The following is a 17,244-nucleotide window of genomic DNA, read 5'->3' as shown; positions in this document are numbered from 1 at the left end:
TCTTCCTGATGACCTTAGGCTTCCCCTCTTTTATTTCCTCTACTGGTTTTGAAATAAGAAGCGTTGATTGGGTTTGTTCTAGTTTTGGCATATCATTAGCCGCCGGGCGACTTTTCCTCCCTTCTAAAGAAATGAACATTAAAACAAGGCACTTTCCTCATCCACTTTACGGACAATGTAGTTGGTAATGATCACGAGGGTAAATCCAACAGCCGACTGGTATAGACCTGCAGCCGTACTCATGCCGATATCCCCCAGATTCATAAGACCTCGGTATACGAAGGTATCAATTACATTTGTCACCCCATATAGAGCTCCCGAATCTCTCGGCACTTGATAAAACAATCCGAAATCCGAGTTGAAGATCCGCCCAATATTCATGATGGTCAGGATAATCATTAATGGCTTAAGCATTGGCAGGGTAACATGTTTAATCTGCTTCCATTTTGAAGCGCCATCAATCATCGCTGCCTCATAATACGTCCGATCAATCCCGACGATGGAGGCTAAGTAAACGATACTGCCGTAACCAACGCCCTTCCACATGCTCATGAATACGAGAATAAATGGCCAATATTTCGATTCGCTATACCACGATATAGGGTCGACATGGAACCAGCCAAGAATATGATTTAACAAGCCGTGTTCCGTACTTAAGAAAGTGAAGACAAAATAACTGCCGATAACCCATGAAATAAAATGCGGGAACAAGATAGAAGTTTGGTAAACCTTCGACAGCCTCTTATTGATTAACTCACTGAGCAAGACAGCTGTTGCAACCGCCGTTACCAGCCCTAATACGATAAAGACAAGATTGTAGAGGATGGTATTTCTGGTAATGATCCAGGCATCATTTGTACTGAATAAATATTTGAAGTTGTCAAAGCCAACCCATTCACTATTCATGACGCTGGCAAAAAATCCATCGGGATCAATTCGGAATTTTTTAAAGGCCAATACCTGTCCAAACATCGGCAAATACGAAAATAGGAGCAGCCAAATTGTTCCTGGTAACACCATAAGCAGCCAAACTCGATTTTTATAAAGATCGCTTAATATCCTTTTCATGTTTCTCCTCCCTCCGAATGTTATGTAAGCACTTCCATACCTTTATTTTATAGGGAAAAGAGACCTAATTATAGTTGACTAATTTGGGATTAAGTGCAAAAATCTTAGAATCATACAACATTTAAGCAAAAAAAGTCAATAACCGACTGGGGCAGCTCCAGTCGGTTCATTTTTGTCCTATAAAACTCGAAAAGTCTTCATCTTCAGAGAAACCTTGCCACTAAACAGCTTCTGCTACTAGTTTGTCTTTTCTGGGGATATAACCAAAACGACACCGTTTTCGATTTGAATGGATGTTCCGATCGTGGTATTGTCTCGCAGCCAGTCATTTGCGTGAATGCTTAGGACATATCCGTTTTTCGGAATGGCAGAATTATTCCCACCTCTTTTAACCACTTTCCCATCTTCTACAGTGATTTCATATCCCCATGGGTTTGTTCGGGTCGTCTCTCCATAGACAGGCGTATACTGAATCAGCTGGCCAGCTCCACGGGATTTATTTACCCCATCTAACATTCGATAATCGACCACATCAAGGTCTCTCCACATGCTATCGATTAAGAACGGCTTAATAACCTTTTTTCCAATTTCCTGCGGTTGTTGATACGCCTGCATCATTAAGGTTTTTAAGGTATCTTTATACGAATTAGCTTCATCGGTCTGTCCGTTTTTGTCCGCCATTAAATAGTGAACAGCAACTTCTCCAGCTTCACCATAGACGGTAAGATTCTGAAGGTAAGGATCAATGGCAGTTAAAAATGCTTCATTATCAATGTCTTTGCGAATAGTTTCTGGAATTTGCTGCAGTTCTTTAAATTCAGTAATTAACTGCTCGGCTTCTTGGCTGCCACCCTCGCCATCATACGCTTTCCAGAACTGATCAATGACCGGCTGCAGTGTAAGTTCTAATGGCGGTACCACTAAAGCACTTTTCACTAAGAATGGTTTGATGACACCCTGCCCCACCTTTTGAGGGATCTGCTCGGATTGATTGAACAAGGTAATCAGCTGTTTCCTATATGCAGCAGCCTGGTCGGTATGGCCATTTTTCTGAGCCATCACATATTGAACAGCCGTTTCCCCCGCCTTACCATAGATATTTACTTTTTCTAAATAAGGTTCTATTTCCTGAAGGAACTTTTTATTGTCCATTTCCTGCTGAAGTTTAGCTGGCGCATGTTGAATCTTTTTAAATTCAGTGATTAACTGTTCTGCGGCTTGATCGGCATCACCTGCCACATAGGCCTTCCAGAACGCATCGATCAATGGCGTTAAGGTAAGGGACTCTGTGGTATTAATCGGTGAGGAATACATATTCTCCGCTACGGTTTTTAGCGTTTCTCCGGCCTCTCCACCAAAGGATTGAATACTGCGCTTCCATGAATCGATTGGGTCATAGGCCGCCGGATTCCAAGTATAATCCGCAATCGTGTACAAAGGAATTTTGGAAGCTTCGGCTTCGTTCATTGGATTTGCCGTTAACCCTGCAACTCCATGCTTGGATAAATCAGTATCACGTCCTACAATGGGACCAAGGAACAAGCTATTCCGGTCATAGTCGTTTACTGGGTAATTGTCCCATAATAACATATCGTGTTTAAATACTCCGTGAACCTCATCCGCTTCTTCGGCAGCGACCTGCTCTGACACAACCTTTTGACCTGTCCACATAACAACCGTGTCCTTGTCAAGTAATTCAGCAAATCGATCACGGTAAGGAGATGGCCCGTTTCCGGAATAATCCGTCGGAACGGTTATCAACCGCTCGGCCCCCTCATGGGTATTGATAAATTCTTCTGTAAACCGATTTAACAGATAAGCATGTGCAGAAGCAACCGGATTTGTATCTCCTGCAAATTTTTCCCGATCTTGCTGGCAGCTTAAGTTCATATCAATATCATCTAGAAAAATCGCATAGGAGCGGACACCCAAGTCCCACATCGTGTCCATCTTCTTTTCTAGCAAGGCGAAATCTTGATCCCCGGAATAGCAGATGGATTGACCAGGAGACAGCGAGAAGGTGAATTTCACATGATTCTCTTTGGCCTTTTCAATCAGCTCGGTAATTTCCGCTAATTCTGCCTCTGGGTAAGGATCACGCCAGTTCTCGCGATGATAAGGATCATCCTTCGGAGCGTAAATATACGTATTCAGTTTATTTTCTCCGTAGAATTCCAGCTGGGAGATTCTGTCCTCATGTGTCCATGGCGGGCCATAGAACCCTTCGATGGAGCCACGAATCGGCATTTCCGGCCAGTCATGAATTTCTGCCTCCGGAATCCAATCTCTTCCTTCCCGCTCTTGAATCAAGTGTTTGAACGTTTTGGCCGCATAATACGTTCCCGCCTTGTCCTTCCCGGCAAGAACAATCTGATTCTTTCCTTTTTGCTTGGATACCAGTACATATCCCTCATCCTTTAAAGATTCAGGTCCTACTACTCCCATCTGATCTAAGACAGCGTCTGAATCCTTATTTTCCGAAGGCCCGCCGACCCAGATGGTTACAGGGGTTGTTACCTTCTCCCCGGCATGAATACGGACAATCTGTTTTACGTCCGCAGCCTCCAATGCCTCAACAACTTCGTTGATAGCTTGTTCATCCGTTTTCTTGTCTACCACAATTCCGACATTTGGTGTCAGCGGAAACCCTTTATCTGATATTTTTAGCTCCTGCGGTATTGGATTCAGGGCAAGTTCTCCTCTGCTTGCCGCCGAAGCCTGTCCGGTTCCATTTGGAAACGCTGACAGAGTACACAGCCCGAACGTAACACAGACCGCTAACACCTGTTTTCCATGTTTAAAAAAAGACATTCTGTTTATCCTCCTCAAATCGCTTCCAGTAAGGACGGTTCTTGAGCCGTCCCCCACGTTACCATATCTTAGTTTTGTGATGCAAAGACGCTGAATTCGTACAGAGAGTAGCCCCAGCTGCTTGAACGTTTGATGCCTTGCATTTTAACGTATCGAGCTTCGACGGCAGGGAACTGAATTTCATCGGTTCCCCCGTTGCTGTTTAGCTCTGTGTAAACATCTGTCCACTGACTTCCGTCGTTTGACACTTGAATTTTATATTGTTTTCCATAGGCAGATTCCCAGTATAATTTCACTTTATCAATGGAATACACTTGCCCAAGGTCGACGCTGAGCCATTGATTATCTGTGTACAAGGAGGCCCATCTAGTATTGTTGTTCCCGTCTACGGCCAGGTTTGGCGTCAGCCAGCTGACTTCACTCGAAGAAGCGTCAGCTTTTTTCCCTTCCGCTATATTTTTCCCGTTAAGCGCCCGCTCCAGGAAGGTCGGAACCACGCCTATACTCAACTTCTGCGGGATTTCGTTTATCGCTGTCATCGATTGCTGGAGCACCATTCGCTTCGCAGCAGCCATAGCCGTATCCCCACTCTGCCCTGCCAGCACCATGTTAACGGCCGACTCACCTGCTTGTCCATATAGCTCCAGCTTATTTAAATACCCGGCGACCTCCTTCAAGAAGTTCGGATTATCCACCTGCTCCCGCAGCTGCTTAGCGGCCTGCTCCATCTTTCCGAATTCCTGTAACAAGGCCTTGCCAGCCACGGAAACTGCCTGACTGTCCTTTGCTTCCTCTGCCAGCCAAAATTGCTCGATTAGCGGCTTTACTCTTTCCGAAACTGGCTCCCGGTTGTTATTGAGACTCGTAGCATACGAGGCTTCCACAAAGAGATTTAAAGGTTCATAGGCTGCTCCGGCAAATTCCTTCAGACTCCGCTTCAGCGAATCAGCCGGATCATAGGCTTCAGGGTTCCACGTATAATCGGCAACGGTAAACAGTGGAACTTTTGAAGCTTCTGCCTCATTCATTGGATTGGCTGTTAAGCCAATCACACCATGTTCAGGCGTTAAATCCGAATCCCGGCCCGTCAGCGGCGCTAGGAACAAGCGGTTGCGATCAAAATCATTCACCGGATAGTTATCCCAAATCAGCAAATCGTGTTTAAAAATCCCATGAATTTTATCGGCATCCTGTGACGTAATCGTAGGAGCAACGACACCAATTCCTGTCCATTGAACAATAATGTCAGACTGAACCAGCTCAGCAAAACGTTTCCGGTAAGGAGTGGTTCCCGCCTGATAATAGTCTGTCGGCACCGTGATTAAGCGCTCCGCACGGTTGTGTTTTTTAATAAATTCTTCGTTAAATCGATTTAATAGATACGCCTGTGCCGCTGCCGGCGGGTTCGGATCTCCGCCAAACATCGCCCTGTCTTCAGGGGAATGGAGGCTCGGGTCAATATCATCAAGGTATAAGGCAAACGATCTCACGCCGATATCCCACATGGCTTGGGCCTTTTGAATCAATGCCTTCAGGTCCGACTCACTGGAATAGGTGATTGTATTCCCCGGCGAAATTGCGAATGTAAAGGTGACATGGTTTTCTTGTGCGGCCTGGACTAGTTCGGTAAGCTCCGCTATCTTATCCGCAGGATACGGCTCTTTCCATTTTTCCCGGTGGTAAGGGTCATCCTTCGGAGCATAAATATAGCTGTTCATCTTATGCTCACCGTAAAATGCGATCTGACGCAAGCGATCCTCGTGTGACCATGGCGCACCATAAAAGCCTTCAATTGAGCCCCTGATCGGCATCGTAGGCCAGTCCTTAATTTCCACCTCAGGAATCCAATCCGTTCCTTTCCGTTCGACAATGATTTGTTCGAAGGTTTGGGTCCCGTAATACGTCCCTGCCTCATCATGTCCGGAAATAACAATATGTTTTTTATCCTTGGTGCCGTGTTTGGAGGAGACAATATACCCCTCTTTTTTTGTCATTTCCAAATCCTCCAGGCCAGTGTGCTGCTGAATGGTTTTCAGCTCGTCCGGGTCGGAGAATTCCCCCAGCCAAATGATGACAGGTGCCTGGAGCTTAGGATTCTTGATATCACTCTCCACAATGGTGGTTACACCTGCCTCCTTCAGGGCTTGCTTTAATTCAGCAATCGCCGCTGGATCGGTTCCTTTTTCCGTAACCAATCCTACTTTTGGATTCAGCGGGAAGCCTTTGTCTGTTTGTTCTAACGATTTCGGGATGGGGGATACAGTCATTTCGTAGGTTTCACTTGCCTTTGCTTTTCCTGCTGCTGGAATATTCAGCGGAACCAATAACCCTGATACCAAACAGGCTGAAACAACCGCCTTTAACGCTTTACTTTTTGCCACCTTTTCCACCTCTTCTTCTATCATTTTGAATTCTTAGGGACGAATCTCGTATTTTAAGATGTTCCGGTTTATTAGTAACCGTTTCCATTGCTTCGACAAAAAAAAGCAGGACAACACCAAGCAAGGAGGAAGTCCTCCTTACAAAGCGTCGCCCTGCCTGATCGTGTCAGTAACATGCGAAATCGTTATTCGTCCTATATGGGGCATTATAGACAATAGTGTATAAGGTTCATAGGGTCAAAAATCCTATTTTTCAAAAATAAGGAAATATATATAAATTATTGAGTGAAATTAATATCACTCGTCTTCTTGAAGTCTCATTGTATGGATATGGAGAGCTATATAAGCGGCTTCATCAACGGTCACTTCAATATTACACTTTTCCTTAATTCGGTTTATTGCCCAAAGACCAATTTCATATTCTTTGCTATATAAGATTTTTATTTCATTTAATAATTCGTTTTTTAAATGAATGCCCTGCTTTATGCGATCGATTGTATATGACACATGATCCGTTAAAGCGAGATGAATGTGCTCACTCAGTTTGCTGCCAAGGTATTGTTCTGCATAGGAGATAATCTCTTCTGAAATAATAAAGTGTTCTTCTGGAATACGACTCAAGAGTTGTTGCAGCTTTTCATTTTCCTTCATGACAAACAGCTTTTCAACCTTCTGAAAATGAATCAAATCATTTTTCCTCTTTCCATACGCAATTCCAGCTCCAAACGCGACCTTCTCCCCATCGCCATCGGTTACTAAGACAGCATTGTTATTCAGAACTTTCTTTAACCTCATTAGCCACCTCCTTTAACAGTCATTGACCATTAGAGCTCGTTACATAGAAAAAACAGTTAAAACATTGTGTTACCGTCACTTGCTCTCGGATTTCCAAACCTATAAAACTCGAAAAGTCTTAATCTCATACGGTTTGATTTCAACCTCAATAGGTGATGCCGATTCCTCTCCAATAGGTTCTTCCATCAAATTGGTCTCCACCCATGAGGTGATGCCTCTGGCAACATCCAGAGAAACCTTGCCTCTTCGTCCTTCATATTCGTGCAAGCGGATAATGATACCGTTACCATCATAAGCTGGCTTAATAGCATCAATCCAAACATGGTCCGAATCCATTTCGAGGAAAGACTCATCCTTTGCCCATTTCCCTTCAGAAGCCACAACAGGATCGTTCAAATCCCACGCTGTCTCCACCGTTTTCGCTTTGCGCCATTCCCCGATATGCGGGTAAAGCGAATAAACGAACGAATGGGTTCCCTGATCTGCTTGTGGATCAGGATGAATCGCTGATTTTAATAGGGTGATACGCATTATATGTTCTTTAATGTCGTAGCCATATTTGGAATCGTTCAGTAGGCTTACACCATAGTCCGGTTCTGACAGATCGGCCCACTGATGGCCGACCGTTTCAAATTTGGCCATATCCCAGCTTGTATTCCAATGGGTCGGGCGCTTCACATTTCCATATTGAATATCATAGGTGGCCTCGGTGGCGCGGATATCCACTGGGAAAGCAGCCTTCAGCAGTTTTCTCTTTTCATGCCAGTCCACCGTTGTTTCAAAATCAATGCGGCGGTCATTTTGATAAAAGACAATCCGCTGGGAGATTTCAGAATGGTGATAGGTCCACTTAGCAAGAATTGTAAACGTCAATTCCCCATTTTCCACGACTTCAAAACTGATTAAATCACGGATTTCTTCCATTTTTTCTTGATAAAAGAGATCGATATCCCAAGCATCATGGGCAAGCGGCTTATCTTCAAAAATTTGCAAGATATTTCCCTTTTGATTCTCAGCGAGGACCCCACGGCCTGCTTCCTTATCAAAGAGGGACGTCATTTGGCCAAATTCATTCCATTCAACCAGGTAATACGGCGTTTCCAATTTCCGGTCCTGGTAGCTGAAATTCGAATTCGTTTCCTGAACGGCTGCCGCCGGCTCAAAATATAACGTCTTGGCCCCAAAGGAAGGAAGGGTGTCGACCTCAATCAGCCAGCCGTTATCCCGTTTTTGATGGGTTAAGATTTCTCCCTTGCTGTTTTTCCAAACGCCTCCGGCAAAATCGGCAAATTGCTGGACCGCCACATTTTTCTTCCCCTGGTGGTGAGTGGCATTAAAGAGCACGACAGAGCGGTCATCCTGTTCGATTCCGCGCTTGATAATGCGGGATTCCAGGCTTCGGACTAGCTCATGCGCCTCCTTATATTCTTCCTTGGCATCCTCATACACTTCATGGATGGAGGAGCCTGGAATAATATCATGGAATTGATTGCGCAAAATAATCTTCCAGCCATTTTTCAGTTCATCCGTTCCCATCCATTGGCCATTTTCAGAAAGCCATGAAGTAAGGAATTCAGCCCGTCGGTATAAGAGCTCCAATTTCCGATTCATCTGCTTCATAAACGCCTGGCTGGTATAAGTGCCCCGGTGGTACTCAAGGTACAGCTCGCCATCCCATTTATGAATATAGCCATCCGATTCGGCAACATTCTCGTGAAGCTTGTTAAAAAATTCCCCGGCTGTCGACGTTTTTACCTTCGGCATCCCTGGGAGCGCATCAAATCTGCGGCGCATTTCAAGCATATGCCGATTAACACCGCCGCCGCCATCACCATATCCATAAGAAAGAAGCAAATCCTTCGATAACTCCTTATCACGGTAGCCCTTCCAAGTGCCATTCACCGTTTTCGCGGTAATATAGCCATTATACGTATAGAACCAAGAGTCCGGAGAATTCCATGGCTCCGGCGTCGTAATAAAATGCGTTAAAATCTCGCTACCATCGATTCCTTTCCAGTAAAAGGTATCATGCGGCATCCGGTTATACTGATTCCAGCTAATTTTGGTCGTCATCATTGTTTTAATGCCTGATTTTGTTAAAATCTGCGGCAGCGCCCAGCTGTAGCCGAACACATCCGGTAGCCATAAATACTCGCAATCGACGCCAAACTCTTCTTTAAAAAAGTTCTTCCCGTGCAGGATTTGGCGGACAAGCGATTCGCCGCTCGGAATATTACAGTCCGACTCAAGCCACATCGCGCCGCCGGCTTCCCATTTGCCTTCTGCCACTCTTTCCTTTATTTGAGCGTAAATCTCAGGATAATCCGTTTTGATATAGTCATAGAGCTGAGGCTGTGTTTGCAGAAATAAATATTCAGGGAATTGCTTCATTAAATGCAAGACCGTTGAAAAAGAACGAGCAGACTTCTCCCGTGTATTTTTTAACCGCCAAAGCCAGGCCACATCAATATGGGTATGGCCGACAGTGTGGATCGTGATGTCTGAAGTTTTGGTGAAGGACTGAATCGCCTCCGTCAGGCTTTCCTCCGCCGCATAACAGGACTGATAAAATTCAGGGCTGCCGGGCTCGGTCCAATTAATTAACTGAAGGGCATCCGAAATCAACTTTTTCAAAATGGTATAGGCGGAATCCGACTCACTTGTTTCTTTTATCACTTCACAAGCAGCTAATAGGGTGTAATAGAGATTATCTACCCGGCGATCCAGCCAGCCAATCGCGGCTATCTGTAGTTTAAATTCATTTTCTGTCGGAACTCCTCCACCCTCAAGTCCTGACCAGAGCCTGAAATCCAAACGCATCATCCCCTTGGCCGTTTGGTTATCGAAGAGGACTTCTTCATGATTGGAATCGACACCCTGATAGGGTTTGCCATTGACAAATAGAAGCGACTCAAAGCCTGAATTATTGCCCCCGCCCGTTTTTCCAAACGAGAATAGACCGACAATCTGCTGATCGGCATATGGTAAATGAGTATCGATCTCTGCATGAAGCCAAATATAGCGATCGCGGCCTTTCCAGTAGTCGCCGATATTCATCACCTTTTGTTCATCATACGCAGCCGGTGGATAGGCACCAATTGAACCATCATCCTCCTGGGCGAAAAATTGATGAATTCCCTTAAGGTCTCGGTACCGGTAACCCTCTAATTCCCTGATGCGCTCTTCAAATTTTCTTTCTGTTAAGAACATGCTTTCACCTCGTTATAACTAGTTTTTATAATGAAAAGTTGCCTGCAGTGACGATCCGATGATAGACATTACCGCCTACTAGCCCCTCCACGATTTCCCATGGCCCATCATGGTGCAGCCGTTTTTCTTCCAATTCCTCGATCCGGGGAACCCTTCCCTCAAGCCACTCCTGAATCCGGTATTTGGCGGAATCCATCCGAGTCATGACGCCGCCATAACGAATATCGATCACTTCCCAGCCAAATGGTTTGTACGCTGCAAACCAAATGTCTCGGTGCTTTTGCCTTAAAAGGTCCACATTCTTCTTGATTCGATCCAAAGTAAGTAAAATTGATTTCATTTGTTCATAATCGTTGTTCTGATACGCCGCTAGGATCTTGAGGCCTATTTCCGCTTTGTCAGCCAGCACCCTTGCCAGCTGTTCATAAAAATCAAACAGAGTATCCCAAACTGGATTTTCTCGTTTAGCTTTTTCAAGCACAAGCACCAGCTGCTGATAGTGCTCCCCTAAAGGTAGGCCGCGGACATTCTCGTCATATAAACCTATTAAACTATCTTGGTATAAGAGCACTTTCGACGTCATCGAGGTATTCATGTTATCCTTCATGACACCCGGTGTTTCATCCAATAATTTCAAATTCATAAAATCGGCAAAATGCCCGTCACCGCAAAATTCAAAACGCTCTGCCACCTTTCCTTTTCAATAGACACTTCCTTTTGGTAAGTGTGCTCGGCAAATAATTGCATAATCGGGTAAGCTGTTGCAAACGGTGTTTCTGCTCCGTTATCCCCCCACAATGTTACAAAGATTTCGCCGATACCTTCCTGTTTACAGGCAGCCAGTGCCGCTTCTGTTGTCTCAATCGCCTTGCCATAGTTCGGCGCCAGTCCATTCCATGTCCAAGCCCCGCCGGCAAAAATCGGCGTGGAGCCGAGCAGCTTATGTTTTTGAAAATCTCGTTCATACACTTCTTGTTCTTTCCGGTAATAGTTCCAATAAACAAGCTCGACATCCGGAATCCCTTCAAGAATCTCCTCCCGAATGCTGCCGCTTTCATCCTTATAAGGGCTGTTTTCGGCAAACAGCGGGAAGTACATATCGCTCCAAATCATCGGTTTAAGCCCCAGCTTATCGGTAATGGAGACCACCTTTTGGAGATGCCGGTTCATGAGATCAATATGGTTCTCATAGCCATGCTTCTCCAAATATTTTCCTAGGCCAAGCTGAAACGTCTCGTCCATGCCAATATGAATCCGTTTGGTTCGAAATGGCTCGGAGGCCGCTTTTAGACAGCTCTCTAAAAACGCATACGTTTGGGGCTCATCCACGAGCAGGATATCATCGGTGTCTTTGATCTTTGAGGCATAATTCCATTTCAGGGCTTCCCGCAAGTGGCCCAAGGTTTGAATGCAAGGGATCATTTCGATCCCGAGCTTTTCGGCATATTCATCACATGCTTTGAGCTCCTCAAATGTATATCTTCCGCGCATATATCCAAAATAAGGATATTCCTTAACCTCGTACGTATCCTCCGTATAAAGCATCAGGGTGTCTAATCCCATGACGGCCATGTGCTGCAGAAGCTTTTCTACGTCAGCAACGGTGGGAACCGCATTTCTCGACGCATCCAGCATCACGCCACTCATGTTAAACTGTGGATTCTCGGTTATATCGAATTCGCTGCTTTTCTGATAATTCTCCAGCCACAATCCAATCGCCCGGAAAAAATGAACCGGCTTTTCAAATGAAATTTCTCCCTGGCCGCTTCTATTCACAACCCTTAACGGCCCTTGCTGATGTTTCACTTGAATTGGGTATCCATCAGTAGAAAGTTGAATCTTTAATCGTTTAGAAACAAGCTCAAGACCATCCGCGACAGCAGATATGTCCCCCTTTAAGTACAGTTCCACTTGTATTCCCCCTTTTTTCTCCGAATTCCAATCTGGTTCATGCTTTCTTCGTCAGCTTTGTTGTTTTTAACTACAAAAACGCGAAATAAAGGTGTATTTTTACACCAGAAAAACTAGTTTGATAGAGTTATCGGCGAATTTTTGATTTTATCAGCGAATCGGAAATCGCTACAATTTTACCTTTAACAGAGCCTTTCTAAACGAGAAAACCGGTTAAGACAAACCTTCATCATCCAATAGGCAGGAGCAACCGCAGAAATAAACGGGATGAGGCCGGGAACCTGATTGATCAGGTAGCCAATTACCAAAAAACCGGCGCCAATCCAGATAGTTGAAGGCAGCCCCGTTAAGGTGATGAGAAAGGACTGTTTGATGTATTCCCTACTTGAAAGCACATAATGGACATAGACGGCAAAGAAATGGCCGACTGCCAATATTAGGATGATCAACAGGATGTAAAGGATGATTGATAGGAAGCTGGCAAAAACACCTGACATAAAGGTCTCTGTAATCCTGATATCGATAAAAAGAAAAAGGCCGATGCTGTAAAAAACAAGGCCTATTCCATTGCTTCTCTTCCATTCTTTGAAATAAACTTGTTTAAACGTTTTCCAAACATGTACATCGGTATCTTTTCTCAGCCATTTACGGACAATCGTAAACAGGGCAACCGTTGCAGGGAAAAAGCCAAATACCCCCAGTCCCAAGGCGGTAAAGGCAATCCAGCATATATTTGCTGAGATTGCCCTCCATATCCATTCACAAACAACGATCATCCATGAACCTTTGTTCATTCGGCACCACCCTTTCCAATGAACTTAAACCAACTTGCTGTTATTTTTCATTAAATGATGATAAAGCGGACTTCCTTTTACAGCTTTACCGGTTAAACTCAGCACGAATTCACTAAACATTGTATTGGCCCACGCGAACCAGTCTCTAGTAAATTCCTCCGGACAGTCGGCGTTAAAGCCTTCGTGCATAAAATCTGTACCGCCATCGGTGTTTTTAAAATAAGCCAAAATTTGCTTTTTTTCCGCATCACTTACCGCGGTCATCCCCTGGATAGCAAGAGCAATATGCCAAATATAGTGATCCGGTGTATGCGGGCTGCCAATGCCATTAGCATATTTACCCTCGTAAAAATAAGGATTATCCCTGCTCAAAAGGAACTTTCTTGTATTGAGATACGTCGCATCCTCAAATGGCTGATACCCTAAATATGGGGCCGCAAGCAAGCTTGGCACATTGGCGTCGTCCATTAGATTAACTCGGCCTTCCCCATCGGTTTCATAGACATACATCTCTCCGTAGATCGGGTGGTCCAATTTTGCATATTGTTCAATCCCCTGCCTGATTTCCTCACGAAGCTTTAAGCACTCTTCTCTTAAGGAAGAATCCTTTAGCACTTCATCACACATTTCCGCCGCATACCCTAACACGACAACGGCAAACATATTCGCCGGGACCAGGTATCCGTATGTGCAGGCATCATCACTTGGGCGGAAGGCGCTCCATGTCATTCCGGTCGGAACCACACGCCCTCCTTTTCCTTCACGGGTCAAGGTATCGGACTGGCGCACATCGCCCCGTTCAAACCGGTAAGGAGAATTATTTTCATGATCCTGCTCCGTCCTCCAAACATGGATAATCGTCTCCAGCACTTTTTGGAGCGTTTCTTTTATATAAGCCGTACGGCCGGTTGACTTCCAAAACAGATAAGCAAGCTGGATTGGATAGCATAACGAGTCTATTTCGTATTTCCGTTCCCAAATATGGGGGGTCATGTCGGTAAGATCGGTTTGATGGCCCCTGCCATTTTCCGTTTCGTTAAACGCATTGGCATAAGGGTCATGCAGGATAAAGGCGAATTGCTGGCGAATCACCCCTTCGAGTAATTCGGCCAGCTCCTCATCCTCCTCTGCAGCAAGCAAATAGGGGCGCACTTGTGCTGCAGAGTCTCTTAACCACATCGCCGGAATGTCGCCTGTGACGACAAAGGTTTTTCCGTCTTCCAGTTTTTTCAGTGTCGTGGTATACGTATTAACAAAGCATTGCTCGAACATATGGTGTAATTTTTCGTCCCCAGGAAAGCATTCCTTCACATGTTGGATCAGTTTTTGCATCGATTCTGGAATTACTGCTGTCATTTTTCCCTCTCCTATCGCTTATGTTGAAAACCTAGTGTGATAATTTCATAGCCAGTGACTTCATACTGATCGCTAGAATCATTGGTTTGTTCTTCAAGTATCGTACTCTTGTAAGATGTAAAATCCGTCTGGGTGGGGATGGATGCCGTAAGACTTTTACTAGTTGGCGCCGGATTGAACCAGCGAATCATCACGTCATCACATTCCTCCGCCACTTTCATCGATGACCACGCAAGGCCCTCGGACTCCCAGTTCACAAACTGATGGTCAGCTGGCAATGTACCTTCATGGGCGCTTGTCTGAATAACCTGAAGGGGAACTTTATATTGATAAGCCTCCACAAATACTTTTGACGCAATCACATCTTTTTCATGCATGAGCACTTGCCACTCGGCTGTTTGAATCCCGATGCACTGGGCCTCCGGTGTCGGGAAGTAGCCCCAGTCGCCAAGCTCGGCAACCGAACGAAGTACGGTGAGGGCAATCGTTCCATCCGCTGGCAGGATTTCATATTCCTGAAGGCCGTCCGTAGCCACGGTTAAGCCCATTTCGTCACCGTTAATGCTGGCGAAGCGCTGCTGGTGATGACAGAAGCTTGGATTTTCCCATTCCTTTTCCGGTGTATTCGGGCGTGTCACAACCTCAAAAATACTGTCGGCATGGTGTGTTTCCGTCTGCAATCCTGTTTGGAAAAGGACACGCAGGCGGTGGTCCGCTGCTTGATTGTCAATGGTCAGCTTGAAAGCCGGACCCTTCATTCCTTTTTCGAGAGTCGCAACCGTGCGCAGCGTGATGGTCGTCGTTTCGTCCGATCTGCCTGCTTCTCTTTCCTTATGCCAAATCAAGCGGTTCCGTTCAATCTCTAATCGGTCGTCGGCTGAAACCGGGATGGTTAAGGTATGAGTAAATTCAAGCTCGGTTCGAAGCGGTGATTTTTCAATGAAACGAAATACGGCCGGCACATCCTTTGTCGTAATCGGATCCTGTCCTTTTGCTTCCTTGAACATATATTCATTCCCGACATCCCCTGTATCCTCGTAAATACCGAGGCGATGAAAGGTTCTGCCGGTTGCTTTATTCGTTAGATCATAGGTGCCATCTTCATGAAACAGGAGGTGAACATATTCATTTTCCATTTCCATGCTGCCATCCACCGCTTGTTCTGGACACTTCCCGTCCGGCTGTTCCTGCGGAATAATATAGAAGGTCTTGTAGCCGAATGCCGGAAGATTTTCTGCAAAGAAGGAAAGCTTGGCTCGTTTGGCAAAAAACGGCTGGCGGAACTTGTCATCCGGTAAATCATAGCCAAACTCAACCACCGGGCTTTCCAGCTGACTTTCGATGGTCTTGCCGGCTTGATCGACCAGCTTGTAGGCAGGCAATTCTTTATCCTGTAAATAGATTGGAATTTCTTCAAAATGCATTTGCGAAAAATACACCTTTTCCAGATCAACTGTTTTCGTGACGACTTCGTCTTTATCCCAGCCCGTTGTATTCAAGATAACAAGGGGAATTCCGCCCTCTGGTGCGCCCGAGGTATCAATTTTACCAGCAAGCTCTGCCGCCTGCTCCGATACAAACACCTCTCCCATTTGCGAAACCGTTTCAAAGCGGGTCACCATTTCGCGGTGCACCTCATCCACGCTGCAGCCGCAAATGCTGTCATGCGGGTGATTTTTCATCAAGGATTTCCACATGAAGCGGAGATATTCCCTTGGGTAGGTCCCGCCTGCTAAAAAGGCCATGCTCGCGAGAGGCTCGGCGATTTTTTCCAAAAGGGTTTGACAGTGGTTGTTCCATTGCTTCAAATAAATCCGGCTGGAAGCGGTATTGACAAGCGTCGACCAGCCATCGGTCCGCTGATTGCGCAATTCGCCTTCAATGACCTGCAGCTTCTCTGGAAGTGCTTCTTTTAACGCCTCTGTATATTCATCAAAACTGGAATGCTTAAAGGTGTAATCAGGATATAAACTAGCTGCCGTTTCAATCGCCTGCGGAATCGTTTTTTGCAGCGGCTGGTGGTCACATCCATTCATAAACAATAACTGATTGGTGGACGCATACTTTTCGGCATCGCGGAGTTTTACATCCCAGAATTTCTTCGCTTCCGCTTCGTCCACCGGGATTTCATTTCCGTTCGAGTACCAATTGGCAAAAAGAATACCCAATACGTTCGAGCCATCCGGTGATTTCCAGATCATCTCGGAATAGGGAGATTCATAATCAGGAGAATCCGACACGGTGTTATTAAAGCCGGTCGGTTTGACGCCCCTTCCGAAGGCCGCCGTATCAATCCCCGCTTGCTTTAAAAGCTGAGGCGCCTGCCCATAAATGCCAAAAGTGTCAGGAAAGTAGCCAATTTTTGAGACATGCCCATAGGCTTTGGCATCCTGTAAACCGATTTGCAGGTTCCGGACATTGGCTTCAGAGCTTGTTAAAAAAGCATCCTGCAGCACATACCACGGTCCGATATGCAGCTTTTTCTGTTCGATTAATTGTTTGACAGTCTCCCGGTTTTCCGGATGAACGGCAAAATAATCTTCCAAAAGAACGGTCTGACCATCAAGATGGAATGCTTGAAACCTATTTCCTTCTTTTTTGAACTGGTCGATCAAATCATTCATCAGCTTTATAAAATAGTAACGGTGCTGTTCAAAAGGCAAGTACCATTCCCTGTCCCAATGGGAATGGGAGATAATATGTGCAGTTTTATTCATTGAATCCTACCCGCTTTCCTTTATTTCAGTTTTGCGAAAACGCTATCATTTTCTTTGATTTCATTTTAACAAGCCAGGATTTTCGAGCAATAGATTGCAAGTAAGTCCTATGGATTTTACAGTGTTTCTAAAAATAGTTCATGAAAAATGGAGGCAGCCGCTCATTGCTTTCCTGAAATGATGGCTGCCCCCTTCTCTTAT

11 protein-coding genes are annotated in these 17,244 nt (G+C 45.3%); all 11 read right to left on the bottom strand.

Features of this window, described 5'->3' with window-relative positions:
• Positions 1-138: 138 nt before the first annotated feature.
• A complete protein-coding gene (locus V7137_RS05485) occupies positions 139-1,068 on the bottom strand; it encodes an ABC transporter permease (RefSeq protein ID WP_335697125.1) in 930 nt (309 codons plus the stop codon).
• Positions 1,069-1,305: 237 nt separating this feature from the next.
• Complete coding sequence (locus tag V7137_RS05480) at positions 1,306-3,879, bottom strand: beta-N-acetylhexosaminidase family protein (RefSeq protein WP_335697124.1); 2,574 nt, start codon at positions 3,877-3,879, stop codon at positions 1,306-1,308.
• A 68-nt stretch (positions 3,880-3,947) separates the two neighbouring features.
• The gene (locus V7137_RS05475; RefSeq protein ID WP_335697123.1) at positions 3,948-6,260 is read right to left on the bottom strand and encodes a beta-N-acetylglucosaminidase domain-containing protein; all 2,313 of its coding nucleotides are present in this window, start codon (positions 6,258-6,260) and stop codon (positions 3,948-3,950) included.
• The gene (locus V7137_RS05470) at positions 6,247-6,384 is read right to left on the bottom strand and encodes a hypothetical protein (RefSeq protein WP_335697122.1); all 138 of its coding nucleotides are present in this window, start codon (positions 6,382-6,384) and stop codon (positions 6,247-6,249) included. The genes V7137_RS05475 and V7137_RS05470 overlap by 14 nt, the downstream gene beginning before the upstream one ends.
• Positions 6,385-6,557: 173 nt before the next feature.
• Positions 6,558-7,055, bottom strand: a complete 498-nt coding sequence (locus tag V7137_RS05465; RefSeq protein ID WP_335697121.1) for a PRD domain-containing protein — start codon at positions 7,053-7,055, stop codon at positions 6,558-6,560.
• Between the two features lie 99 nt (positions 7,056-7,154).
• Positions 7,155-10,265, bottom strand: coding sequence for an alpha-mannosidase (locus V7137_RS05460; RefSeq protein WP_335697120.1), 3,111 nt, complete (start codon positions 10,263-10,265; stop codon positions 7,155-7,157).
• A gap of 25 nt (positions 10,266-10,290) precedes the next feature.
• The gene (locus V7137_RS05455) at positions 10,291-10,956 is read right to left on the bottom strand and encodes a hypothetical protein (protein ID WP_335697119.1); all 666 of its coding nucleotides are present in this window, start codon (positions 10,954-10,956) and stop codon (positions 10,291-10,293) included.
• On the bottom strand, positions 10,905-12,176 hold the full coding sequence (locus tag V7137_RS05450; RefSeq protein ID WP_335697118.1) for a beta-N-acetylhexosaminidase: 1,272 nt from the start codon (positions 12,174-12,176) through the stop codon (positions 10,905-10,907). Before V7137_RS05450 ends, V7137_RS05455 begins: the two co-directional genes overlap by 52 nt.
• A gap of 182 nt (positions 12,177-12,358) precedes the next feature.
• Positions 12,359-12,970 carry a YesL family protein gene (locus V7137_RS05445; protein ID WP_335697117.1) on the bottom strand — a complete coding sequence of 204 codons (612 nt, stop codon included), beginning with the start codon at positions 12,968-12,970 and terminating at the stop codon, positions 12,359-12,361.
• A gap of 24 nt (positions 12,971-12,994) precedes the next feature.
• Entirely contained in the window at positions 12,995-14,326 is a 1,332-nt protein-coding gene (locus V7137_RS05440; RefSeq protein ID WP_335697116.1) for a glycoside hydrolase family 125 protein, read from the bottom strand.
• Positions 14,327-14,337: 11 nt separating this feature from the next.
• Complete coding sequence (locus tag V7137_RS05435) at positions 14,338-17,043, bottom strand: alpha-mannosidase (protein WP_335697115.1); 2,706 nt, start codon at positions 17,041-17,043, stop codon at positions 14,338-14,340.
• Between the last annotated feature and the right edge of the window lie 201 nt (positions 17,044-17,244).

The sequence above is a fragment of the Neobacillus drentensis genome (genome assembly GCF_036962765.1).
In the GTDB taxonomy this organism is placed as follows: domain Bacteria; phylum Bacillota; class Bacilli; order Bacillales; family Cytobacillaceae; genus Neobacillus; species Neobacillus drentensis_C.
Note: the sequence above shows the minus strand (reverse complement) of the source record. Positions and strands in the feature narration are given on the sequence as shown.

Coding starts and splice junctions, on each gene's coding strand:
- V7137_RS05485 (WP_335697125.1), bottom strand. CDS start 1,068: ATGAAAAGGATATTAAGCGATCTTTATAAAAATCGAGTTTGGCTGCTT.
- V7137_RS05480 (WP_335697124.1), bottom strand. CDS start 3,879: ATGTCTTTTTTTAAACATGGAAAACAGGTGTTAGCGGTCTGTGTTACG.
- V7137_RS05465 (WP_335697121.1), bottom strand. CDS start 7,055: ATGAGGTTAAAGAAAGTTCTGAATAACAATGCTGTCTTAGTAACCGAT.
- V7137_RS05460 (WP_335697120.1), bottom strand. CDS start 10,265: ATGTTCTTAACAGAAAGAAAATTTGAAGAGCGCATCAGGGAATTAGAG.
- V7137_RS05445 (WP_335697117.1), bottom strand. CDS start 12,970: ATGAACAAAGGTTCATGGATGATCGTTGTTTGTGAATGGATATGGAGG.
- V7137_RS05440 (WP_335697116.1), bottom strand. CDS start 14,326: ATGACAGCAGTAATTCCAGAATCGATGCAAAAACTGATCCAACATGTG.
- V7137_RS05435 (WP_335697115.1), bottom strand. CDS start 17,043: ATGAATAAAACTGCACATATTATCTCCCATTCCCATTGGGACAGGGAA.